This is a genomic window from Streptomyces sp. NPDC059201, assembly GCF_042754585.1.
Lineage (GTDB): Bacteria > Actinomycetota > Actinomycetes > Streptomycetales > Streptomycetaceae > Streptomyces.
Window position 1 is genome coordinate 838398 of sequence record NZ_JBHZBB010000003.1, and the last position, 21116, is coordinate 859513.

The 21116-nt window shown below is 74.6% G+C and carries 20 protein-coding genes; 10 read left to right on the forward strand and 10 right to left on the reverse strand.

Going from position 1 to position 21116, the window contains the following annotated elements; translation table 11 throughout:
• Window positions 1-96 precede the first annotated feature (96 nt).
• The 3 genes from ACFXMG_RS14095 (at window position 97) to ACFXMG_RS14105 (ending at window position 2795) form a co-directional block, all read left to right on the forward strand.
• Window positions 97-1425, forward strand: a complete 1329-nt coding sequence (locus ACFXMG_RS14095) for a hypothetical protein (RefSeq protein ID WP_383819486.1) — start codon at window positions 97-99, stop codon at window positions 1423-1425.
• A 93-nt stretch (window positions 1426-1518) separates the two neighbouring features.
• Window positions 1519-2151, forward strand: a complete 633-nt coding sequence (locus ACFXMG_RS14100; protein ID WP_383819488.1) for a carbonic anhydrase — start codon at window positions 1519-1521, stop codon at window positions 2149-2151.
• Entirely contained in the window at window positions 2148-2795 is a 648-nt protein-coding gene (locus ACFXMG_RS14105) for an L-threonylcarbamoyladenylate synthase (RefSeq protein WP_383819490.1), read from the forward strand. Before ACFXMG_RS14100 ends, ACFXMG_RS14105 begins: the two co-directional genes overlap by 4 nt.
• A 133-nt stretch (window positions 2796-2928) precedes the next feature.
• Here the strand turns inward: ACFXMG_RS14105 and ACFXMG_RS14110 are convergent, their stop codons facing one another.
• Window positions 2929-4149 carry a S8 family peptidase gene (locus tag ACFXMG_RS14110; RefSeq protein WP_383819493.1) on the reverse strand — a complete coding sequence of 407 codons (1221 nt, stop codon included), beginning with the start codon at window positions 4147-4149 and terminating at the stop codon, window positions 2929-2931.
• Window positions 4150-4552: 403 nt separating this feature from the next.
• On the opposite strand from ACFXMG_RS14110, the gene ACFXMG_RS14115 reads away from it, so the two are divergent.
• Complete coding sequence (locus ACFXMG_RS14115; RefSeq protein ID WP_383819496.1) at window positions 4553-5167, forward strand: hypothetical protein; 615 nt, start codon at window positions 4553-4555, stop codon at window positions 5165-5167.
• Between the two features lie 39 nt (window positions 5168-5206).
• Here ACFXMG_RS14115 and ACFXMG_RS14120 read toward each other — a convergent pair whose 3' ends face one another.
• From ACFXMG_RS14120 to ACFXMG_RS14130, 3 genes are all read right to left on the reverse strand, one after another.
• On the reverse strand, window positions 5207-5617 hold the full coding sequence (locus ACFXMG_RS14120) for a RidA family protein (RefSeq protein WP_383819498.1): 411 nt from the start codon (window positions 5615-5617) through the stop codon (window positions 5207-5209).
• Window positions 5618-5807: 190 nt separating this feature from the next.
• The gene (locus tag ACFXMG_RS14125) at window positions 5808-7184 is read right to left on the reverse strand and encodes an MFS transporter (protein WP_383819501.1); all 1377 of its coding nucleotides are present in this window, start codon (window positions 7182-7184) and stop codon (window positions 5808-5810) included.
• Window positions 7185-7290: 106 nt separating this feature from the next.
• Entirely contained in the window at window positions 7291-7650 is a 360-nt protein-coding gene (locus ACFXMG_RS14130) for an ArsR/SmtB family transcription factor (RefSeq protein ID WP_383819504.1), read from the reverse strand.
• A gap of 168 nt (window positions 7651-7818) precedes the next feature.
• Between ACFXMG_RS14130 and ACFXMG_RS14135 the strand changes: the two genes are divergently transcribed.
• The gene (locus ACFXMG_RS14135; RefSeq protein WP_383819506.1) at window positions 7819-8220 is read left to right on the forward strand and encodes an anti-sigma factor antagonist; all 402 of its coding nucleotides are present in this window, start codon (window positions 7819-7821) and stop codon (window positions 8218-8220) included.
• 136 nt (window positions 8221-8356) lie between these two features.
• On the opposite strand, the gene ACFXMG_RS14140 is transcribed toward ACFXMG_RS14135, so the two are convergent.
• The gene (locus ACFXMG_RS14140) at window positions 8357-9595 is read right to left on the reverse strand and encodes a GNAT family N-acetyltransferase (protein WP_383819508.1); all 1239 of its coding nucleotides are present in this window, start codon (window positions 9593-9595) and stop codon (window positions 8357-8359) included.
• A 170-nt stretch (window positions 9596-9765) separates the two neighbouring features.
• On the opposite strand from ACFXMG_RS14140, the gene ACFXMG_RS14145 reads away from it, so the two are divergent.
• A complete protein-coding gene (locus tag ACFXMG_RS14145; protein WP_383819511.1) occupies window positions 9766-10275 on the forward strand; it encodes a MarR family winged helix-turn-helix transcriptional regulator in 510 nt (169 codons plus the stop codon).
• A 21-nt stretch (window positions 10276-10296) separates the two neighbouring features.
• Here the strand turns inward: ACFXMG_RS14145 and ACFXMG_RS14150 are convergent, their stop codons facing one another.
• A complete protein-coding gene (locus tag ACFXMG_RS14150) occupies window positions 10297-10728 on the reverse strand; it encodes a VOC family protein (protein ID WP_383819513.1) in 432 nt (143 codons plus the stop codon).
• Window positions 10729-10885: 157 nt separating this feature from the next.
• Here ACFXMG_RS14150 and ACFXMG_RS14155 point away from each other — a divergent pair, with 157 nt between their 5' ends.
• A complete protein-coding gene (locus tag ACFXMG_RS14155) occupies window positions 10886-11611 on the forward strand; it encodes a 2-phosphosulfolactate phosphatase (RefSeq protein ID WP_383819515.1) in 726 nt (241 codons plus the stop codon).
• Between the two features lie 118 nt (window positions 11612-11729).
• The gene (locus ACFXMG_RS14160) at window positions 11730-13310 is read left to right on the forward strand and encodes a carbohydrate-binding protein (protein WP_383819518.1); all 1581 of its coding nucleotides are present in this window, start codon (window positions 11730-11732) and stop codon (window positions 13308-13310) included.
• Between the two features lie 30 nt (window positions 13311-13340).
• On the opposite strand, the gene ACFXMG_RS14165 is transcribed toward ACFXMG_RS14160, so the two are convergent.
• On the reverse strand, window positions 13341-14000 hold the full coding sequence (locus tag ACFXMG_RS14165; RefSeq protein WP_383819520.1) for an HAD family hydrolase: 660 nt from the start codon (window positions 13998-14000) through the stop codon (window positions 13341-13343).
• 71 nt (window positions 14001-14071) lie between these two features.
• Window positions 14072-15466 carry an NAD(P)/FAD-dependent oxidoreductase gene (locus ACFXMG_RS14170; protein ID WP_383819523.1) on the reverse strand — a complete coding sequence of 465 codons (1395 nt, stop codon included), beginning with the start codon at window positions 15464-15466 and terminating at the stop codon, window positions 14072-14074.
• Window positions 15467-15697: 231 nt separating this feature from the next.
• Between ACFXMG_RS14170 and ACFXMG_RS14175 the strand changes: the two genes are divergently transcribed.
• Window positions 15698-17284 carry an IclR family transcriptional regulator C-terminal domain-containing protein gene (locus tag ACFXMG_RS14175; protein WP_383819526.1) on the forward strand — a complete coding sequence of 529 codons (1587 nt, stop codon included), beginning with the start codon at window positions 15698-15700 and terminating at the stop codon, window positions 17282-17284.
• A 7-nt stretch (window positions 17285-17291) separates the two neighbouring features.
• On the opposite strand, the gene ACFXMG_RS14180 is transcribed toward ACFXMG_RS14175, so the two are convergent.
• Entirely contained in the window at window positions 17292-18020 is a 729-nt protein-coding gene (locus ACFXMG_RS14180) for a TetR/AcrR family transcriptional regulator (RefSeq protein ID WP_383819528.1), read from the reverse strand.
• A 168-nt stretch (window positions 18021-18188) separates the two neighbouring features.
• On the opposite strand from ACFXMG_RS14180, the gene ACFXMG_RS14185 reads away from it, so the two are divergent.
• Complete coding sequence (locus tag ACFXMG_RS14185) at window positions 18189-19823, forward strand: amidohydrolase (protein ID WP_383819530.1); 1635 nt, start codon at window positions 18189-18191, stop codon at window positions 19821-19823.
• A gap of 164 nt (window positions 19824-19987) precedes the next feature.
• On the opposite strand, the gene ACFXMG_RS14190 is transcribed toward ACFXMG_RS14185, so the two are convergent.
• Window positions 19988-21097, reverse strand: coding sequence for a LacI family DNA-binding transcriptional regulator (locus ACFXMG_RS14190; RefSeq protein ID WP_383819532.1), 1110 nt, complete (start codon window positions 21095-21097; stop codon window positions 19988-19990).
• Between the last annotated feature and the right edge of the window lie 19 nt (window positions 21098-21116).

Sequence of the window (21116 nt, forward strand, 5' to 3'; positions counted from 1 at the left end):
GCGAGGGGAGCGTGGCGCGGGCCCGTGGACGTCGCGTCCTCGACGGCGCGCCCGCCGCACCCGCGCGCGCCCGCAACGCGAGGAGGAGGACCACCGATGACCGCCGCCCGGGAAGAACGGCCCCAGCTCGACGCCGCGAGCGTCGACAACGCGAGGACGACGCTCCTTCAACTCCTCGCACGGGCGGGGGTGTACTCCGGCGACGCCGAAGAACTGATCGCCCTCGTCGAGGCGGGCGCCCTAGCCGTCGCGTACGAGGAACTGGCGGGCATCGTCGTGCAGGGCCCGCCGGCGGGCGGGGAGGCGGACGCCGGGGGGAGCGGCGAGACGGGCGCGGCCGGAACCGGCGACACGTACGCGGCACGGAAGGGCGAGGGGGGCGCGGCGCGGACCGGGGAGGCTGGCGCGCCAGGGAACGGCACCGCGGGCGCGGCCCGGAGCGGCGAGACGGGCGCGGCCGGGAACGGCACCGCGCACGCGGCCCAGACCGGCGACACGTACGCGGCCGGGAACGGCATCGCGGACGCGGCCCCGGGCGGCGACACGTACGCGGTGGCGAACGGCGTCGCGGGCGCGGCCCGGAGCGGCGAGACGGGCGCGGCCGGGAACGGCATCGCGCACGCGGCCCCGGGCGGCGAGACGAACACGGCCGGGAACGGCACCGCGCACGCGGCCCCGGGCGGCGAGACGGACGCGGTGGCGAACGGCGTCGCGGGCGCGGCCCGGAACGGCGAGACCGACCCGGCCGGGAACCGCATCGCGGGTGCGGCCCCGGGCGGCGACACGGACACGGCCGGGAACGGCACCGCGCACGCGGCCCCGGGCGGCGAGACGGACGCGGTGGCGAACGGCGTCGCGGGCGCGGCCCGGAGCGGCGACACGGACGCGGCCGGGAGCCCGGGGGCTTATGCGGCGGGGTGGCGGGAGGGGGCTTGGGCTGTTGTTCGGGGGCTTGGGGGGGTGGCCGAGCGGGCGTTGGGGGTGGCCGTGGGGGCGGAGGGGGGCGAGGGCGCGGAGTCCTGGTCGCGGGTCGGGCGGATGGAGGTCGAGCGGGCGAAGGTGGCGGTCGTACCGCTGTACCTCTCCTTCTCCGAGGAGTCCGAGCTCGACCCCGAGGTCACCGAGCAGGTGCTGGCGTCCGCGCTCGCGACGATGGGGGTGCGGCAGCGCGCGGCCTATCCGGGGCGGCTGACGTCGTTCGCGGCGGACCACCGGCCCCACCTGGAACGGCTGTACGCCACGTACGGGCCTGGCAGCGCGATCGCCATCCACGGCCGCTACACCCTGGTCCACTCCCCCACGAGCCTCGCCGTCCTGGAACGGCTCGCCGTCCGCCCGACGGAGCTGCGGGAGGAGTGGGACGCGGCCGAGCTTCCCCCGGCCTGGCTGGACGGGCTGACGCGCGCCTGGGACGCGACGGTCTGACCGTTTCGGGGGTGGGTGCGATGCGTCACAAGGAGGCCCGGCGGGGATGGACCCGGTAGCGCGGGAGGCGGGGGGCGCGCATAGGGTGGCGGCATGCCCAGAACATCTCCGGCCCTTGCCCTCGACGCCCTTCTCGACGGCAACCGTCGCTTCGTCTCGGGCACGCCCGAGCACCCGAACCAGGACGCCGCCCGCCGTACGGAGCTCGCGCCCGGCCAGGACCCGTTCGCCGTCGTCCTCGGCTGTTCCGACTCGCGGCTCGCGGCCGAGATCATCTTCGACCGGGGGCTCGGCGACCTGTTCGTCGTCCGCACCGCCGGTCACGTCGTCGGCCCCGAGGTCCTCGGCAGCGTGGAGTACGGCACCAGCGTGCTCGGGGCCCGCCTGGTCGTCGTCCTCGGACACGACTCCTGCGGCGCGGTCGCGGCGGCTCGCGCCGCCGTCGCCGACGGCTTCCCCGCCGGCGGCTTCGTCCGCGACGTGGTCGAGCGCGTCATGCCGAGCGTGCTCGCCGCCAGGGCCGCCGGTCTGACCTCCGACAGCGACATCATCGACGAGCACGTCCGCCACACCGTGGACCTGCTGCTCGACCGCTCCCGCGTCCTCTCCGAGCAGGTCGCGGCGGGCGAGACCGCCGTCGTGGGCCTCGGCTACGAGCTGGCCGGGGGCACGGCCCGTCTGGTGACGACGCGCGGTGTCGTGGCCGAGGAGGGCACTCCGGCGTGACGTCGTCCCGTTTCGACTGCTCCGACCCGGCGGCCCGCGCGGCGGGCCTCCGCGAGGCCGCGGCCGCGGTGCGCCGCGGCGAGCTGGTGGTCCTGCCGACGGACACCGTGTACGGGGTCGGGGCGGACGCCTTCGACCCGAAGGCGGTCGCCTCGCTGCTGGCCGCGAAGGGCCGCGGCCGCCACAAGCCCTCCCCCGTCCTGGTCGACTCGGCCGCCGCCCTCGGCGAGCTGACCGACGAACTCCCGGCCTCGGCAACGGCGTTGATCGACGCCTTCTGGCCGGGCGGGCTGACCCTGGTGGTCCGCCACCGGGCGTCGCTGGACTGGGACCTGGGCGAGACCGGCGGCACGGTGGCGGTCCGGATGCCGGACCACCCGCTGACCCTGGAACTCCTCGCGGCGACGGGCCCGTTGGCCGTCTCCAGCGCCAACCTCACGGACCACCCGTCCCCCCAGGACTGCGACGCCGCGCAGGGGATGCTCGGCGAGTCCGTCGCGGTGTACCTCGACGGCGGCCGGACCGCGGGCGCGGTCTCGTCGTCGATCGTCGACCTCAGCGGCGAGACGCCGGTCCTGGTCCGCGACGGCGTCCTGCCGGTGGCGGAACTCCGCGCGCTCGTCCCGGACTTGATCGTCCCCTGAACGCGTTGTGACCGTGCCCCGGCGCCCTTGTGGGGCGCCGGGGCACGGTCATGCCTCCGCCAGGGTCATGCCTCCCGCCAGGGTCGTGCCTCCGCGAGGACGGTGCGGACGGCGGGTGTGGGGGGCTCCCGGGTTACGGGACGAGGCGGAGGAGGCGGTTGGGGGAGCCGCTGCCGGGGGTGGTGACCTTGCCGGGGGTCGCGCCGTTCACGAGGGCGGTGGCGACCTGGGCGGGGGTGGCGGAGGCGTGGCCCGCCAGGTAGACGGCGGCGGCGCCGGCGACGTGCGGGGTGGCCATGGAGGTACCGGAGATCGTGTTCGTGGCACTGTCACTGGTGTGCCAGCCCGCGGTGATGGAGACGCCCGGGGCGAACAGGTCCAGGACGGAACCGTAGTTGGACCAGCTCGCCTTGGCGTCGGTGTTGGAGGTGGCGCCGACGGTGATGGCCTCGGTGACGCGCGCGGGCGACGAGCTGCCCGCGTTCACACCGGAGTTGCCGGCGGCGACGGCGTAGGTGACCCCATCGGCGATGGAGCGCCTGACCGCGTTGTCGAGGGTGGTGGAGGCACCGCCACCGAGCGAGAGGTTGGCGACGGCGGGCGCTCCGGCGGCGTGGTGGGAGGTCACCCAGTCGATGCCGGCGACGACGCCCGCGGTGGTGCCGGAGCCGTTGGCGTCGAGGACCCGGACGGCCACGACCTTCGCTGCCTTGGCCACGCCGTAGGTGGTGCCGGCGATGGTGGTGGCGACGTGGGTGCCGTGACCGTTGCCGTCCTGCGCGACGGTATCGCCCTCGACGGCGTCGTACCCGTTGACCGCCCGGCCCGCGAGCTCGCCGTGGCTGACGCGTACACCGGTGTCGATGACGTACGCGGTGACCCCGGCCCCCGCGCTGTCCGGGTACGTGTACGTCCCCGAGAGCGGGAGGTTCGCCTGGTCGATCCGGTCGAGGCCCCAGGGCGCGTTGGTCTGGGTGGCGTCGGCGCGGACGACCTGGTTCTGCTCGACCGTCGCCACGGCAGGGTCGGCGGCGAGGCGGCGGGCGGCCTTCGCGTCGAGGGTGACGGTGTAGCCGTTGAGGGCCGCGCCGAAGGTCTTGCCGACCTTGCCGCCGTAACCGGCTATCAGGCCACGGCCCTTGGCGGATCCGGCGGCGAAGCCGGCGCCCGGCTTGAGCGTGACGAGGTAGCTGCCCTCGACGGCGTCGGCCGAGCCGGCGGCGAGGACGACACCCTCGGCCGGCGCCGGAGCGGCCTGCGCGGGGGCCACGGCGAGACCGGTGGCGAGCGCGGCGACGGTGGCGGCGGAGGCGATCAGCGCCCGGCGGGTGGTGCGGTTCGTGGGGAGTGCCATGGTGGGGGGTTCCTCCTCTTGGCGGCGCGCCCGGGGTCGGGCGGCGCGTTGCGTGGGGGTCGCGTGCGGTCGCACGCACCGCCGGGGGGAGGGCGCCCTCCGCTCGGCGTGAGCAGCAGCCTGTGCCCCATCGGCCGGGCGGATCAAGGAAGTTGAACGCTTGTCATGCATCCGACACGTTGTCGACACGCAGGCTCCCCCGATTCCCCGCCGAACCCCCACGAACCACCCCGCCCCACCCGCCGTCACGATCCGGCCGCCACCCACGAGGACCGGCCACCGGACGGGGCGCCACGAAAGCCGGACGGGTGTGAGGGGGTGGTGAGGGGGAGGTTGCGGGCCTGGCTCCATCCGGACGGCCGGGCGGGCGCCGCCGCCCGCGGGGCTCCGTCATGATCGGGGGATGCGAGAGACGACCGTGCCGGACGCCGACACCCCCGCCCTGCCCCCGTACCAGGAGGGGCTGCGCCGGCGGCTCCTCGCCGCTCCGGTCGTCCCGGCGCCGGAGCCGTGGCGGGACGTGTTCGGCGGCCACGCCGCCGTCGGCGGACTGACGGGCATCGGCTTCGGCGTGCACCCCACCACCGGCCACGACCTGGTGATGGTCGTTTCCCACCAGGGGTACGGCGTCTTCGACGCGGTGACGGGCGAGCGGATCGCGCGGGACCGGGACCCCGAGGACGACGGGCCGGACGGCACGCCCGACCTGTCGTGCCCCTGGATCGGCCCGCTCGCCGGGCAACGGGTGCGGGTCGCCGGACTGTACGGCGGCGGGCTGCACGGTACGAGCGGCGACGGCTGGTGCGTGGACGTCGAGGCCCCCGACTGGCCGAACCACCGGATCCTGCTCTCGGACAACGGCGGCGACTGGCACCGCCCACCGCACACCGAGGGCTGGTGGCACGTCTTCCACTCGCGGTGGTCGACCCTGCGCGCGGCCGGCTTCTCCCCGACGGGACGGACGCTCGCCGTCGCCACGTCCAGCGACCTGACGCTATGGACGCGAGGCCCCGCGTAAGGGGCCGCCAGGCGTCGGGACGGCCAGGCGTCGGTGCGGTCAGGCGTCGAGGACGGCGGCGACGGCCTCGATCTCCACGAGCTGGTCGTGGTACCCGAGCACGGTGACGCCCATCAGCGTGCTCGGCACGTCATGGTCACCGAAGGCGTCCCGTACGACCTCCCAGGCGGCCACCAGCTCGTCCTGACGGGTCGTCGCGACGAGCACGCGCGTGCTGATGACGTCCTCGATCCCGGCCCCGGCGTCCTCCAGCGCCGTCCGCAGGTTCTCGACGCAGGCCGCCGCCTGCCCGACGACGTCCCCGACGGCGACGGTCCGCCCGTCGGCGTCGAGCGGACAGGAACCGGCCAGGAAGATCAGCCGCGCCTCGGCCGGAGCGGTCGCCGCGTACGCGTACTCGGCGACGTCGGAAAGGGAGGCGGAACGGATGAGGCTGACGGCACGGGGCACAGGAATCCTCTCGGTACGACGGCGCGGCGCGGCCCCCTCAAGGGCCCCGGCCACAGGAACACACCACCCTCTCAGGCTTCCTCCTCTCCCTCGACCGCATTTCCCGCGCCTGCGCCCACGTGCCCGTACAGGTCGGGGGTACATGGTCGAGGGCGGCGTCCGCGCAGGCTCGGCTCTCCGGGCCTGCGGTTCAGCCGGTGGGGGTGGGCCAGTGGCGGTGGAGGGGGTCGATGCGGAAGGGGTGGGTGTGGCGGCGGTCGGGGCCGGTGGCGGCACAGGCGGCGGTCATGTGGGGGTGGTCGGTGGGGAGTTCGGGGTGGGTGTGTTCCAGCGCCTCGGGGTCGGGGCACGGCCAGAGGCGGGCGGCGGCGAAGGCCGCCGCCAGAACCACGGCGGTGAGGGTGGCGGCGGAGGCGGCGAGGCCCGCGCGGGAGGCGAGCAGCCCGGCGAGCGGGTAGGTGAGCAGCCAGCAGCCGTGCGAGAGGGAGAAGCGGGCGGCGAAGAGGGCGGGCAGGTCGGCGTCGGCGGCGGAACGGCGCAGCAGCCGGCCGCCGGGGGTGAGGACCGCCGAGGTCGCGGCGCCGAGGCAGAGCCAGAGGGCGAGCAGCGCGGGCCAGGCGGCGGCCCGGTGCTCGTCGGCCCAGCCGGAGCCGAGCCCCGCCGTCAGCACGGCGAGCGCGGCGGCGAGGGCACCGGCGGCCGGGAGCATGAGGGCGCGGTCGCCGGTCCGGCCGAGGAGGCGCGGGAGCAGCAGGGCCATGGCCATCGAGCCCGCGCCGTACGCGGCGAGGGCGAGCGACACGTCGCCGGGCGGGCGTCCCAGGCCGCCCTGGTCGGGGCCGCCCTGGACGAGGGCGACCGTGTCGACGAGCACCACCGCTCCGGCGGCGGCGACCGCGAGGTCGAGCGCGAGGAGGGCGCGCAGCCGTGGGGTGGCGAGGAGGAGCCGGGCACCGGGGATCCGCCCCGCCGCCGCGCCGCCGCCGGAGCCCTCGGAGTCCGGCGGGAGCCGCAGGGGCAGGACGAGGAGCGCGGAGACCAGGAACCCGGCCGCTGTGCCGGTGAACAGCCATCCGTACGGCATGAGGGTGAGGAGCGCGGCGGCGAGGACCGGGCTGGCGAGGCTCTCCAGGTCGTAGGCGAGCCGTGAGAGGGCGAGGGCCCGGGTGTAGTCGCGCTCCTCGGGCAGGACGCGCGGGATGGTCGCCTGGAAGGCGGGGGTGAAGACCGCCGAGGCCGCCTGGAGCAGCAGCACGAGCCCGTACACCTGCCACACCTGGTCCACGAACGGCAGGACCAACGCGGTGACGAGCCGTACGAGGTCGGCGCCGACGAGCAGGGCCCGGCGCGGCACCCGGCGGGCCAGCGCCCCGGCGAGCGGGGCCAGACCGACGTACGCCGCCATCTTGAGCGCGAGCGCGGTGCCGAGCACGGCGGGGGCGTGGGCCCCGGCGAGGTCGTACGCGAGGAGGGCGAGGGCGACGGTCGCCAGGCCGGTGCCGGTGAGGGCGACGGCCTGGGCGAGGAAGAGGTGCCGGTAGGTGCGGTCGCGCAGGACGGACAGCATGGGGACGCCCTCGTTCGCAGCGGGGGTGCGGTCCGTCTCACGGTAGCGGATATGTGCATAGGTGCGCACATGTTGCTGCGGGTGCGGTCCCGTCGGGCACTCGCGCTCAGTCGTGCCAGGGCTCCCCGGTCACCACGTGATCGGCCCGGTTGAGGGCCTCGACCACCAGCCGCTTCAAGTGCCCGTCCGGCAGCGCGTACACCACCCGCCGCCCGTCCTTCCGCGTCCGCACCAGCCCGCCCAGCCGCAGCTTGGCCAGATGCTGGCTGACGGCGGGCCGGGCGGCCCCGCACGCCTCCGTCAGCGCGCTGACGTCGGCCTCGCCCCGGGTGAGCACCCAGAGCAGTTGCAGCCGGGTCGGGTCGCTGAGCAGCCCGAACACCTCGGCCGCCGCCGCCAGCTCCGGCGCGCCCGGCGTGCGCGGGTGGACGGGGGACTCGGCCTGTTCACGCACGGGATCCGCCATGGGCCCATCGTAAGGAGGGAGCGCGCGCGGACACCCGGGCGGGCGGGCCTCACCCGTCCACGTTCCGGACCGGGTGACCGATCCGTGGACCGTCGTGCACGGGGACGGGGTCTCGGGTGAGGATGCTGCGGACGGCCGGGACATGGCCGGGAGCGAGGAGAGACGACGATGACCATCGAGTGGCGCTACACGATCCACCCCGGCCTCGGTGTGCTCTCCCTGGCCGGCTTCCTGGGTCAAGAGGCCGTGGGACGGTTCCAGGGAGCCGTCGGCTGGGCACTGGCACGGGGCACCGGCCCCGTCGTACTGGACCTGACCGGCCTCCGAGGCTGGTCCGACGGCGGCCGCCTGGCCGTCTCGGAAGCCGCACTCCGGCTGGCCGCGGAGGGCCGCGGCCTCGAACTGGCGGCAGTGCCGGAAACCAGCCCCGCTGCGGCGGACGGCGCCTTCGGCGACGGAAACGTCCCCGTCACGGTCCACGGAGACCTGGCCACCGCCCTGGCCGCCCACCGCGACCGGGGCCTCGAAGAACGCGAATGGCGCAGCGACGCCTGGCCGGGAACCCCCTGACCCACCGGATCCGCGCCACGGGGGCCGGCCGGCGGTGTCGGCCGGCGGTGTCGGCCGACCCCCGGGCCTCGGCCGGCAGCCCGCCGGTCCCGGCCCCGCTCCCGGCCCCCGGCCCCGCTCCCGCTCCCGCTCCCGCTCAGAACCAGTGCAGGCAGTGGGGCGGGCGGTTTGTGCGGAAGAGGGCGTCTGCTTGGGCGGGGGCGGTGGGGTGGTGGGCGTGGATGTGGCCGGCTCGGATGAGGGTGCTGGGAAGGGTGCCGCCTAGGTAGAGCGCGGCCAGGTCGGAGACGTCCAGGGTCAGGTCGGGGCTTCGGTTCGTGGGGGCGCAGTCGGCCTTGCCGTTCTGGACGGTCAGCAGGTGGCGGGTGCGCTCGCCCAGGAAGGGGTCGTCGACGTCCAGGACCAGTTCGCCGTCCGTGAGCCAGCCGCGCGCGGCCAGTGCGCGCGGGATGTCGAGCAGGCGGACCCAGAGCCAGTCCATGTCATGGGTCACCTCCCCGGCGCGGTAGTCCGCGAGCCAGTGGCGCAGGGGGTGGCCGGGCGGCACCTGCTTGAAGACGACCCGGGTGACGAGGTCGTGGCCGAGGACGGTCCGGGCCAGGTCCGCGTAGACGGTGTCCTGGGCCGCGTAGACGGTGTCCTGGGCCGCGACGATCTCGTCGACCGTGAGGGTTCCGGCCTCGATCGCGTAGGAGGCATAGCCGTCCGGCACCCCGTCGGCGTCCCGGTGGACCAGGACGTGTCGCGGTGTCGCCGCGACCGGCGGCTGCCCCGCGCCCAGGGCCCACCAGCGGTGCGGGCGCGCGAGGGCGCCGGGCTGGGTGCGGCGGTACCGCTCGTAGACCTCTTCGAGGATCGCGCCGCAGTCGGCGCGCCGAAGGAGCTCGACCCTGCCCGTGGGGGCGGGCGGGGCCCCGAGGGCCCGGGGGCGGGCGAAGGCGCCCTGATGGCGCGGCACGGTCACGCGCTGCGTGTACGTCGCCGGGCCGTAGCCGAACCGGCGGTAGATCACGGCCTCGGACGCCAGCAGCACCGAGAGGATCTCCCCGCGTTCGCGCAGCTCCGCCAGCTGACGCCTCATCAAAGCGCTGAGCACGCCCTGCCGTCGGTGCGTGGGCAGGACGCCTACCGCCGTCACGCCGGAGACCGGGACGACGGTCTCGCCCGGCAGCGTCAGCTCGAAGGAGTACGCGCCGGCGGTCCCGACGGGACGTCCGTCGTCGGCGAGGGCGAGCAGATTCCGGTCCATCTCGAACGCCGACCACCAGACTCCCCCGCCGTCCTCCCGCGGAGTCTCCGGGATGAGCCCGAACGCTCCGTGCAGGGTGTCGACGAAGACGTCGTGGTCCTCGCCGGTCGTCGAACGGATCTCCATCGCTGCTGCCGCCTCCCTGCCGACCGGCACCACGCCCCGTGGCGCCCGCCCCAGTGCAGCGCCGGCCCGCGCCCTGGTCAATCGGATTACCGCCCCCGCTCGCTGGGAGGCGCCCGCGCCCGAACCCCGGGGCGTGGCCCGTGCCGCCGGGAGGAGGTAGCGTCGTGATCATGGAATCGCCGACCGACACGCGCCCGCGCCCCGACCAGGCCCCCGCGGACCCCGCCGCCACCGACGAGGCGCTCGCCGCGCAGCCCATCGGCTACTGGAGTGGGCTGGCCCACGCGGCCGTCACCCGGAGGCTGCGGGACGCGATGGCCCGGATCGATGCCACGCAGCCGCAGTACTGGGTGCTCAACCACGTCAAGTACCGTCCCTCCGCGCCGAGTCGGCAGGAGGTCGCCGACCAGCTGACCCCTCTCGCGGACGGGCCGCACGAGATCTCCCGGGTCGTCGACCAGCTCCTCCACCGCGCGTGGCTGCGGCTCGACGCCGAACAGCGCCTGCACCTCACCGAGTCGGGGGAGGCGGCCAGGGTCCAGTTGCGCGAACTGGCCGGTGAGCTGCGGGCCGTGGTCCACGAGGGCATCAGCGACGAGGAGTACGTCGCGGCGCTGAAGGTGCTGCGCAGGATGATCGCCAACGCCGAGGAGGACGGCCCACAGGACGGACCGCGCTGACCCGTACTCCGGAGTCCCAGGTCAGTCGAGGCAGAACTCGTTGCCCTCGATGTCCTGCATCACGATGCACGACTCGTAGACGCCGTCCGCCTTGAGCAGCCGCTGGCGTACCGCCCCGAGCGCGACCAGTCGCGCGCACTCCGCCTCCAGCACCGCCAGGCGCTCGTCGCCGACGAGTCCGGTGCCGACGCGGACGCACAGATGGACCCTGTTCTTGGCGACCTTGTCCTCGGGGACGCGCTGGAAGTACATGCGCGGGCTGTCGTCAGCGGGGTCGATGGCCGCGTACGCCGGGCCCCGGTGGTCGGGGTGCGCGCGCTCGAAGTCGCCCCAGGCGGCGAACCCCTCCGGCGGCGGCGGTACGTCGTGCCCGAGCACCTCGCACCAGAAACGGGCGACGCGCTCGGGCTCCGCACAGTCGAAGGTGACTTGGAACTTCTTGATCGACGGCATCGGGCCATCTTGACGGGGGCTTCCGATCCCGGCGAACGGATTTCCCGAACGCCGCTTGTGCCGGGGCGACTTGCCTGCCTCTCCCGCCTTTCCCGCCCCTCGTGACCCGGGTCACTCCGCGTCCGCTCGGCGCCGTACGTACGGAATCATGATCGGGATGGACTCCCGATTCCTCGCCATCACCGAACTGACCGACACCCCGCCCGTCGCCGTCGTGGTCGACGTCATGCGCGCTTTCACCGTGGCCGCCTGGGCCTTCGCACAGGGGGCGGAGAAGATCGTCCTGGCCGGGTCGCTGGACGAGGCCCTGGCGCTGAAGGACCGTCACCCCGACTGGGTGGCACTCAAGGACGGGCCGCCCGCCCCCGGGTTCGAGCTCGTCAACTCGCCCGGCATGCTGCGCTCCTGCGACCTCGGCGGCCGGACGGTCGTACAGAAGACCACGGCGGGGACGGTCGGCGCGCTCGCCGTCAAGGACGCTTCGCTCGTCCTCTGCGCGAGCTTCGTGGTGGCGGAGGCGACGGCCGGGCTCCTGCGGACGCGCGGGGCCGACAGCGTGACGTACGTCGTCACCGGCGAGGACGGGCGGGCCGACGAAGACCTCGCGTGCGCCCAGTACATCGCCCGGAGGGCCACGGAGCCCGCCGCCAGGCCGACCTCTGCCTCCAAGCCCACCACGGACCCCGCCGACTACCTCCGCCGCGCCGCCGCCTCACGCGCGGCCTTCGAGCTGACGACGGGGGTACGCGAGGGGGTCCACCCCGACGACGTCGCCCTCTGCCTCGAACTCGACCGGTTCCCCTTCGCCATGGTGGCCACCCCGGAGGACTCCCTCATGGTCCTGCGCCCCCACACCACACTTCCTTCCCGTTCACAGTCATGAACAGCAATCACGTACACGCATATTGACGTGTCTTCGACACCCGCCCTAGCGTCGGCGCCAGCACCGAGAAAGCGCTTTCTCCCCGTGTCCGAGCCGCCTCCCCCTCCAGGAGACACCGATGCGCACCACTTCCCTCGCCCTCAGCGTGGGCCTCGTCGCCGGCACCCTCGTCGCGCTGGGCGCCGCCGGCGGCGCCCACGCCGCGACCGGGCGGTACGAGGCCGAGGTCTCGCCCGCCGTCTGCACCGGCACGATCGACTCCGACTGGACCGGGTTCTCCGGCAGCGGATTCTGCAACGGGACCAACGCCGCAGGCGCGTATGCCCAGTTCACCGTCACGGCGCCCGCCGCCGGGACGGCGACGCTCACCGTACGCTTCGCCAACGGGACGACGACGGCCCGTCCCGCCGACCTCCTCGTCAACGGGACGACCGTGGCCGCCGGAGCCTCCTTCGAGTCCACCGGCGCCTGGACCGGGTGGACGTCCAGGACGTTCACCGTGCCGGTCGTGGCGGGCTCCAACACCGTCCGGCTCAGCCCGACGACGGCCGCCGGGCTGCCCAACGTCGACCACGTCGAGCTGACCACCGCCGACACCCCCGCCCCCTCCGGGCCCGCCCTCTACGTGTCGCCCGCCGGGACCGCGGGCGCCTCCGGCACCCAGGCCGATCCGACGACGCTCGCCTCCGCGATCACCCGGATCGGGGCCGGCGGCACGATCTACCTGCGCGGCGGCACCTACGCGCACTCCCAGACCGTGACCGTCGCGACCGGCAACAACGGCACCTCCGCCGCCCGCAAGACGATCGCCGCCTACCCGGGCGAGACGCCCGTCCTCGACTTCGCCGCGATGGCCGAGGCGTCCGCCAACCGGGGTCTCACCCTGAACGGCGACTTCTGGCACGTGAAGGGGCTGATCGTCCAGCGGGCCGGCGACAACGGCATCTACGTCGGCGGCAGCGACAACGTCATCGAGCGCACGGTCACCCGCTTCAACCGCGACACCGGCCTCCAGCTCGGGCGGAGCGGCTCCAGCACCCCGCGCGACCAGTGGCCGGCGCGTAACCTCATGGTGAGCGTCGAGTCGCACGACAACGCCGACGCGGCCGGGGAGAACGCCGACGGCTTCGCCGCCAAGCTGACGACCGGGCCGGGGAACGTCTTCCGGTACGCGGTCGCCCACCACAACATCGACGACGGCTGGGACCTCTACACCAAGCCGGACACCGGCCCGATCGACCCGGTGACGGTCGAGTACTCGCTCGCGTACACCAACGGCACGCTCTCCGACGGCACCGTGAACGCCAACGGCGACCGCAACGGCTACAAGCTCGGCGGGGAGTCCATCGCCGTCGACCACGTCGTGCGGCGCAGCATCGCCTACCGCAACGGCAAGCACGGCTTCACGTACAACAGCAACCCGGGCTCGCTGAAGGTCTCCGAGAACATCTCGGTCGACAACGCGCAGCGCAACTACACCTTCGAGGCGGGCACTTCGGTCTTCCGCTCCAACACGTCCTGCCGGAGCACGAGCAGCGGCACCAACGACAAGCTGGTGGGTGACGTCGACGCCACGAACCAGTTCTGGTCCGGTACGAACGGCTCCCGGTGCGCGAACTACAGCGGCGCGCTGGGCTGGTCGTTCGCCTCGAACGGCTCGCTCGCCGTCACCTTCGGGGGCAAGTCCGTCACCTGGTGATGCACGAACTGCGCGCCTGTACCTGGCCGTTCAGGAACGGGCGCGCAGTTCCCTGCCCAGGGCGTACGCGGCCCGCAGGTCGTCCCCGTCGTAGCCCGCGCGCGCCAGGGCGCTGAGCCCGGGGCCCGCGTTGACGGCGACGGTGTGGCGCAGGACGGAGAAGAGCGGCACGTCGGATCCGGAGTCGCCGTACGCGACGCAGGCGTCGCGGTCGAGACCGTAGACGGTACGCAGGCGGTCGACGGCCGTCACCTTGTCCTCGGGGACGAGGATCCTGGCGGGGTCGGGCGCCGACCGGAACGGCAGCGGCGGGAAGCCGGAGGCCACCACCTCGTCTACGCCGAGTCCGCGCAGCCGTCCGGCGAAGAAGTCCGGCGACATCGTGACGACGACGGCCCGGTCGCCCCGGCTCCGGATGTCCGCGAGGACCTCCGCGAGACCCCCGATCCACGGCGCCCCGTCGAACGCCTCGGCGACGACCGCCGGGGTCAGCTCCCGCCACAGCCCGTACAGGGCGGCGGCGAAGGCGCGCGTGTCGATGATCCCAGCGGCGAACTCGCCCTCCAGGGCCCGGAGTTCGTCCAGGCAGCCGAGCCGGCCGGCGATCTCCAGAGCGGCCGAGGTGTCCCTCAGCAGGGTGCCGTCCATGTCGAAGACATGCAGCAGCCATCCGTCCCTCGCCGTCTCCATCGCCACCTCCGCCCCTGTCCTGTCCTGTCCGGTCCGGTCCGGTCCGGGGGTCAGGGTACGGGGTGGGGCGGTCAGCTGCCGAAGCCGAGGCCGAGGCGGTCGAGGGTGCGGAGCCACAGGTCGCGGCGGCCCTCGTTGCGGTCGGACCGGGCGAGCGAGCGCTGGGTGATGCCGATGCCGATCGAGCGGGCGGGCTCGGGCGGGAAGGGCAGTGGCTTGCGCCGGACGAGTTCGAGGGCGGTGCGCTCGGTGCGGGCCCCGGCCAGCAGGTCGAGCATCACCTCGGCGCCGAAGCGGGTGGCGCCGACGCCGAGACCGGTGAAGCCGGCGGCGTACGCGACCTTGCCGTGGTGACTCGTATCGAAGAAGACGCAGAAGCGGGTGCTGGTGTCGATGGCTCCGCCCCACGCGTGGCTGAAGCGGAGCCCCTCCAGCTGCGGGAAGGTTCGGAAGAAGGTGCGGGCGAGGGTGGCGAAGGTCTCGGGCCGCTGGTCGTCCTCGGCACGGACGCGGCCGGCGTAGCGGTACACGACGTCGTAGCCGCCCCAGAGGATCCGGTTGTCGGCGGAGATCCGTACGTAGGTGAAGTGGTTGGCGGGGTCGGACCAGCCCTGGCGGTTCTTCCAGCCGACGGAGGCCAGTTGCTCCTCGCTCAGCGGCTCCGTCATCAGCGCGTAGTCGTAGACGGGGACGGTGTAGAGGCGGTGGCGGCGCAGCAGCGACGGGTACGCGTTGGTGGCGAGGGCGACGCGGCGGGCGGTGATCCGGCCGTAGGGGGTGCGGACGGCGACGACGGCGCCGTGCTCGTCGAGGGAGAGGCCCGGGGTGTGCTCGTGGATGCGGACACCGAGGTCGAGGCATGCCTGCTTGAGGCCCCAGGCGAGGCGGGCCGGGTTGACCATGGCCGTGTCGTTCTTGTTCCACAGACCGCCGAGGAAGGTCGGCGAGTCGATCTCGGCGCGGACGGCGGCGGCGTCGAGGAGGGTGGTGGAGGCGCCGTACCGCTCGGCGGTCTCCGCCTCCTCGGCGAGCCAGGGGACCTGGTGCGGTTCGGTGGCGACGGTGAGGGAGCCGGTCCGCTCCCAGTCGCAGTCGATGCCGTACCGCTCGATGGCCTCCTCCATGGCCTGGAGGTTCTCCCGGCCGAGGCGTTCGAGGGTGCCGATCTCGCCGGGCCAGCGGTCCAGGCCGTTGCCGAGGCCGTGCGTGAGGCTCGCCTCGCAGAAGCCGCCGTTGCGGCCGGAGGCCGCGTGGCCGACCTCCTGGCCCTCGATGAGGACGACGTCGGCGGAGGGGTCCCGCTCCTTCGCGACGAGCGCGGTCCACAGACCGGCGTAACCGCCGCCGACGACCAGGAGGTCGCAAGTGGTGCCTCCGACGAGGGCGGGGCTGGCCTGGGGGCGGCGCGGGTCGTCGAGCCAGAACGGGACGGGCTCGGCGTCCCGCAGCGAGTGCAGGTGGTCCATGGGGTTGTCCTCCGGATCGCGGAGAAGCCCGGTCGCGGGGCTCCTTCCGAGGTGCCGCCCATGAGACCCGGCGGCGGATGACAAGGTCAATGGTGTTGACGTAAGGATGAAGGGGCCCCGGCGGAGGCGGGGCCGCTGTCGCCCCAGCTACCGCGCCTTACTGCCCCGCCCCTGAGGCGTGCCCCGCGCCGGGTACCGTTCTCCGGGCCCGGCGGAGAGAGGGACGAAGGCATGACGACGACACGACCCGGCGAGCTGGTCGGACCGCTCGACCGGGGGCTCGCCGTGCTCCGCGCGGTGGTCGCCGGGGACGGCAAGGACGGCGGGCGGCTCGGGATCGGGGAGGTCGTGCGGACGACCGGGCTGGCGCGGGCCACCGTCGACCGGGTCGCCGCGACGCTCACCGTCCTCGGGGTGCTGCGCGCCGAGGGGCGCGATCTGCTGCTCGCGCCGGGGGCGGCGGAGCTCGGGAACGCCTATCTGGACTCCTGCGGGCTGCCCGAACTACTCGGCCCGCACGCCTCCGCGCTCGCCGAACTGCTCGACGCGCCGGTCTCGCTGGCGGTGCCGGACGGCGACGGCGTCCGGTTCCTCGCGCAGGCGAACCGGCGGCGCGCCATGGCGATCCGCTTCCGTCCCGGAGACCTGCTGCCGGCCGAACGGTGCGCGCCCGGCGCCCTGTTCGCCGCCGCCTGGGACGAGGAGCTGTGGGCGGGACGCGCGGACGACGCCGGGTTCCTCGCGCGGGTGGCGCAAGCACGGAAGCGGGGCGTGGCCGTCGACGACCAGTTGATCGAACCGGGGCTCGTGGCGGTCTCCCTGCCGGTACGGGACCCGGCCGGGGCGGTCGTCTGCGCCGTGAGCGTCGTCAGCCACACCAGCCGCCACGACGCGGCCGCCCTGGAGAGCCTTGCCCTGCCGCCACTCACGCAGACGGTCGCGGCGATGGAGGCGGCGCTGGCCGACGCCGGCGGCAGGTACGTCCGTACGGGATCCGGCGACCCGTCCGCCGGTGCCGGGCTCAAGGAGGAGCTGGGGTCCGGGTTCCTCCAGTCCCTGGCGCGGGGGCTCGACGTGCTGCGCGCCTTCGGAGCCGTACGAGGACCGGCCCGGCTCACCGACCTCGCGCGGCTCGCCGGTCTGCCCCGGGCGACCGCGCGGCGGTCGCTGATCACCCTGCGCCACCTGGGATACGTACGCGAGGACGACGGGGGCTTCGTCCTCCTCCCCCGCGTCCTCGAACTCGGCCACGCCCGGCTCTCCGCGCTCACCCTCCCCGAGATCGCCACCCCGCACCTGGTCCGCCTGGTGCGGACGGTGCGCGAGTCGGCGTCGGTGGCGGTGCTCGACGGGGACGACATCCGGTACGTGGCCCGGGTGGCGGGCAGCCGGCTCCTGCACATCGACATCGTCGTGGGCACCCGCCTGCCCGCGTACGCGACCTCGATGGGCCGCGTCCTGCTCGGGGCCCTGCCGGAGGCCGAGCGGGACGGACGGCTCGGGCGCATCGTCCCGGAGGCCCTGACGCCCCGGACGCTGACCGGCCCGGCAGAGCTGCGCGAGGCGGTGGCGGCGACCGCCGAGCGGGGGTTCGGCTGGGTGGAGGAGGAGCTGGAGGAGGGCCTGCGGTCGATCGCGGTACCTGTACGCGACGGCGGCGGCCGGGTCGTCGCGGCGCTCAACATCGCCCTGAACGCGGGCCGTTGCGCCCCGGAGGAGAGCCTGGAGACTCTCCTCCCGCAACTGCGGGAGACGGCCGGCCGGATCTCCGCCGACCTGACGGCGGTGGGTCGTCACGCCCCGCTACGGATGACGTGACGCCACGTCAGTTCCGTTCCTTCCGCCCCCGTTTCGCCGTCCCCGGGTGGAGGGCCTCCAGCGCCGTCAGCATGAGTTCCAGGGCGAAGGGGTAGCCGCTGTCGCGCATGTCGGCGACGAGGAGGGGGTACGTCGCCGCGATGTTCGGGTGGGTCTCGGCCGGGAGGCGTCCGTAGACCTCCTCCCAGACCTCGTCGTCCGCCTCGCCTGCGGCCTGCGGCAGCGCGGCGGCGGCCGCGTCCTGCGCGGCGAAGGCCAGAGCCTGGTCGACGAAGGCGTGGTAGACGCGGACGGCGAGCTGATCGGGGAAGCCGCCGTCCCGCAGGATGCCGAGGATCTTCTCGACCGCCTGTGTCTCGTGCGGGCGCCCCGTCGTGCGGTGCGCGGCCAGCAGGGCGGCCTGCGGCTGGGAGAGGTAGGAGCGGTGGACGCGCAGGCCCATCGCGCGCAGATCCACCCGCCAGTCCCCCGTCGCCTCCCAGCCCTCCTGCGCGCGCCCGATGAGCTCGTCGGCGAGCGCGAGGAGCAGGGCGTCGGTGTTGCGGAAGTAGCGGTAGAGGGCGCTGGGGTCGGCGCCGAGCGCCGCGCCCAGCCTGCGTACGGAGAGGGCTTCGGCGCCGTGCTGGGCCACCAGGCGCAGCGCGGTGTCGACGATGAGCCGTTCGGAGAGGACGGCACCCTGCTTGGTCGGCCGGCGACGCTGCCGGCTCCCTTCGGGTACGACACGTGCGGACATGGCCGGGACCCTACGTCAACGGGATTGACATGTAAACGCCCCACCCACCCCTTCGACACCCACCGCCTCCCCCTCTCCCGCCAGCTCTTACGTCAACGGCATTGACGTTCCTCGCTCCGCCCCGTTTCATGGCGCCCGTCACACCCGCACATCCCCTGGAGGGTCCCCATGGCCGCGGCCGATCTGGTCTTCACGCGAGGCCCCGTCCTCACCCTGGATCCGGCGCGGAGCCGCGCCTCCTCGCTCGCCGTCACCGGTGACCGGATCACGGTCGTAGGGCACGACGAGGTGCGCGAGCTGATCGGGCCGGGCACCGAGGTGGTGGACCTGACCGGGAAGCTGCTGCTGCCCGGTTTCCAGGACTCCCACATCCACGCGGTGGGCGGCGGCACCGAGCTCGCCGAGTGCGACCTGACCGAGAGCGTCGACGTCACCGAGTACCTGGCGAGGATCCGCGCGTACGCCGAGGCGCACCCGGAGCAGGAGTGGATCACCGGCGGCGGGTGGTCGATGGAGAGCTTCGAGGGCGGTGTGCCGACCCGTCAGCTCCTGGACACCGTCGTCCCGGACCGCCCGGTCCTGCTGGCCAACCGCGACCACCACGGCGCGTGGGCCAACACCCGCGCCCTGGAGCTGGCCGGGATCACCGCCGACACCCCCGATCCCGCCGACGGCCGGATCGAGCGGGAGGCCGACGGCACCCCGAACGGCATGCTCCAGGAGGGTGCGACCGGCCTGGTCTCCCGGCTGGTGCCGGACAAGACCGCGGAGGACCGGCTCGCCGGCCTGCTGCGGGCGCAGCGGCTGCTGCACTCGCTGGGCATCACCGGCTGGCAGGACGCCCTGCTCGGTTCGTTCAACGGCATGTCCGACCCGGCGGACGCCTACATGGCGGCGGCCGGGGACGGTTCGCTGACCGCCCGGGTGACCGGTGCGCTGTGGTGGGACCGCGAGCGCGGCTCCGAGCAGATCCCCGAACTGGTCGAGCGCCGCGCGCAGTTGACCTCGGGCCGGTTCCGCGCCACCTCGGTCAAGATCATGCAGGACGGCATCGCGGAGAACTTCACGGCCGCGATGCTCACCCCGTACCTCGACGGCTGCGGCTGCGCGACCGGCAACACCGGGCTCAGCTTCGTCGACCCGGTGGCGCTGCGCGGCCATGTGGCCGAGCTGGACGCGCTCGACTTCCAGGTGCACTTCCACGCGCTCGGCGACCGCGCCGTGCGGGAGGCGCTGGACGCGGTCGAGGCGGCGATCGCGGCCAACGGGCGGCGCGGCAACCGCCACCACCTCGCCCACCTCCAGGTCGTGCACCCCAGCGACCTGACCCGCTTCGCCGCGCTCGGCGCGATCGCCAACATCCAGCCGCTGTGGGCGGCGCACGAGCCGCAGATGGACGAGCTCACGATCCCGTTCCTGGGCGAGGAGCGAGCGGCGTGGCAGTACCCCTTCGGCTCGTTGCTGCGGGCCGGGGCGACGCTGGCCGCGGGCAGCGACTGGCCGGTCTCCAGCCCGGACCCGCTCGCGGGCATCCACGTCGCCGTGAACCGGCGCGACCCGGAGTCCCGCGAGGAGAAGGTCTTCTACCCGGAGGAGCGCATCGACCTGCTCTCGGCGCTCACCTCGTACACGGCCGGCGCCGCGCACGTGAACGGGCACGACGACGCGGGCAGCCTGATCGCGGGCAACCTCGCCGACCTCGTCGTCCTCGACCGCGACATCCTGGCGGCCCCGGCCGAAGAGATCGCCGAGGCCCGCGTGGAGCGCACGTACGTCGGCGGCCAGCTGGTCCACGCGCTGTGACAGCCCGCCTGGTCCACGCGCTCTGACCGCCCGGTTGGTCCACGCGGTCGGACCACCCGCCGGCCACACGGTCCGATCGGCGGAGAGGTCCACACGGCCTCACCGCCCGGCAGGTACGGGCGCCGCGCCGCCCCAAAGCTCCGGGAGGCGCGCCCGTACGGCTCCTACCCCGGCCGCACCGACGAAGCCCGGACGTCGAGCCTGACCGGGACCAGCGCCCCGCCGGTCTCGCGGAGTCCCTGTTCGAGTACGGCGACGAGGTGGGCGATCCCCGCCTCGGCGACGGCGTCGGGGAGCAGGCTCAGCGTCGTCACCGGCGGTTCGGTGTGCACGGCGGTCTCGTCCTCGCTGACGCAGGCGACGAGGAGGTCGCCGGGGACGTCGTAGCCGTGGCGGCGGGCCGCGTCCAGGACGAGCGGCGGGCTGGCCTCGGCGACCACCAGCAGGGCGTCGGGGCGGGCGGCGGCTCCCAGGGCGGTCTCGACGGCCTGGATCACCGGCCCGTTGCCGGGCTCGGCGGCCCGTGCGGTCAGGCACGGCAGTCCGTGGGCGGCGCACCACGCGCGGTGCGCCGCCTCCACCTCGCGGTGGAAGCGGGTGCTGCTGTCCGGGACGACGAGGACGGGCCGGCGGGCGCCCTGGGCGTGGAAGTGGTCCAGGGGCTGTCCGACGACGGCGGCCGCGTCGACGTCCACCCAGTGGGCGCCGGGCCGGCCCTCCACAGACCGGTCGCTGAAGACCGGGATGCGGGCGGCCAGCAGGTCCTCGACGATCCGGTCGTCGGCGACGGGGTCGGCGACGACCACGGCGTCGAGGGGCAGCGCCGCCCACTCGCTCTGGAGCGAGCCGGCGGGCAGCAGCACCACCGCGTAGCCGCGTGCGAGCGCGGTGGCGGCGGTGGCCCCGGTGAGCCGGGCGAAGTACGGCGACTCCAGGAAGGTCCACGGGGTGTCGGCCAGCTCGCCGACCACGTAGCCGATGAGCCGGGCCCGTCCCGCGCGCAGTTGGCGCGCGGTGGCGTTGGGCCGGTAGCCCATGCGGCGCGCGGTCTCGCGGGCCTTCTCCCGCACCTCGGGGGAGAGCCGGCCGGTGCCGTTCAGGGCCGCCGACACGGTGGTCTTGGACAGCCCCGCCTCGCGGGCCACGTCGACGAGCCGCACCCGCGGCGCGGGCGCCGCTGCGGCCCTCCCGCGAGCCCCACCGCCCCGTACCGCGCCGACATCGCCCCGTACCGCGCCGCCGTCGTGGCGTACCACCGCGGCGTCGTCGCGCACGGCGGCAGCACCACCGCCC